This window comes from Actinomycetospora sp. (assembly GCF_055612215.1).
Window position 1 is genome coordinate 1 of sequence record NZ_JBVPVA010001048.1, and the last position, 1,802, is coordinate 1,802.

Annotated in this window: 2 protein-coding genes; both read left to right on the plus strand. The window is 73.0% G+C overall.

The features are described from left to right. Positions 1–804: glycosyltransferase (locus AC0CYZ_RS28375; RefSeq protein ID WP_472221458.1), on the plus strand; the 804-nt coding region annotated here is incomplete at its 5' end. A gap of 436 nt (positions 805–1,240) precedes the next feature. Then, complete coding sequence (locus tag AC0CYZ_RS28380) at positions 1,241–1,723, plus strand: ATP-binding protein (protein WP_472221459.1); 483 nt, start codon at positions 1,241–1,243, stop codon at positions 1,721–1,723. Positions 1,724–1,802: the final 79 nt, after the last annotated feature.

Consider the following 1,802-nt stretch of genomic DNA (forward strand, 5'->3'; position numbering starts at 1 on the left):
GACGTGGTCGTCACCACCTACCCGCTCGGTGGCCAGACCCTCGGCGCCCTGCGCGAGCAGGGCCGGCTCACCGTGCCCGCCGTCACCTACCTCACCGATCCGGCCGCCCACGCGACGTGGTGCCACCCCGCGGTCGACCACCACCTGACTGTCACCCGGGCGACCGCCGCCGACGCGGCCCGCTACGGCGTCCGCGCCCGGGCGACCGGACCGCTGGCCGCTCCGGCCGCCCGCCGCCGCACCCGCACAGCCGTCCGCGACGAGCTCGGGCTGCCCCCGGCCGCCCCGGTCGCACTGATCAGCGCCGGGTCGCTGGGCATGGGCTCGGTCGCGCGCAGCGTGACCGACCTGCTTGGGCACCCCGACTTGCGGGTGGTCGTGCTCTGCGGGCGCAACGACCGCCTCCGCCGACGACTGGCCCGGCTGCCCCGGGTCGTGGCGCTCGGCTGGCGCGACGACGTACCCGCCCTGATGGGCGCCTGCGACGTCCTGGTCCACAACGCCGGTGGCCTCTCGCTCACCGAAGCCCTCGCCGTGGGCCTGCCCGCGATCACCTACCTCCCCATCCCCGGCCACGGACGCGCCAACGCCGACGTCCTCGACCAGGCCGGCGTCGCCCCCTGGCCACGCGACGTGGACGAGCTCGCCGCCGCCGTCGACCAGGTCGTGGCCGGTGACCCCCGAACGTCCCACGACCTGTGGCCGAGCGGTGCCGACCCCGCAGCCGTCGTCCACGGCATCCTCGCCGCCGCCCTCAACCCCACACTCCGGTCGCCCCTCACTGCCGCCACCGCGCGACCGTGAGCGGCACCCTCGAGGCTGCCGGGACGGCCGTGCTGGCCGCGGGCTTGGTCGGCACGTCCAGCGTCGCGCCGATCGCAACGCCCATGACCGAACCAACCCCGTCCCGACCAACTACGCGGCGGGCACCGAGTAAGACCGGGTGGGTGGCCACGCCGATGTCGAGCCCGCCCCACCTCTCCGGCGCCGACGACTCCAAATTCTCCGGCCACCGACCGGGCATGGTTCCCAGCCCGGGACTTGAGTGGACGGAGTGGGTTGAGCCCGCTCGGGGTCGGCCCAACACGAGGGGTGCCAAATGTCGCCCACTGGACGCGATGGGGTCGCGCTCTGCCGGGCCGACCTCCGGTCACGCCAACAGTCGTCCATCCTGCGCGCGCGCGACCATCATCGCCGGGGCGTTGGCGACCGCGCAGGTTCACCCCGAGGACTTCTCGCTATGAGCGCCACGTACTACGAGCGTGAGCGCTTTCTCGCGGACCCCGCACGCGCCCGCGACGCCCTCGAACAGCTCCGGCGATCGCTGCGCACCGCCCGCCTACCCGAATCGACCGTGCACGCCGTGGTGGTCGCCGCCAACGAAGCCCTCCACAACGCCGCCACCCACGCCTACAAGCCCCGCAGCGACCACGAGGATCACGAGCCCTCGCACGAACCACGCCGCGACCAAGTGGTGGAGCTGACCGTGCTGATCGATCCCGACCAAGTCCTGGTGGCCGTCACCGACTTCGGCCAATGGCGCGGTCCCGAGAACAGCCTGCTCGAGCACGAGACTCCCGACCTGCCAGCCAAGAACGGCCGCGGCATCACGGTGATGAGCGCCCACGTCGACGAAGTCGCCATTCATCGGGACACCCGCGGCACCACCGTCCTACTGCGCAGCATCAGGTCCGCTGAGGCTCCACGGCCGGACACCCGGTGATCCACGAGGCGAGCGACGTGATCGACGATCCTGTGGAGCCGGCGACTCGACTGGCTTGCGTCTGTGGTGGGCCCCCACC

What these genes read in the sequence shown, in the direction of transcription:
- AC0CYZ_RS28380 (WP_472221459.1), top strand. Translation starts at nt 1,241, where the DNA reads ATGAGCGCCACGTACTACGAGCGTGAGCGCTTTCTCGCGGACCCCGCA.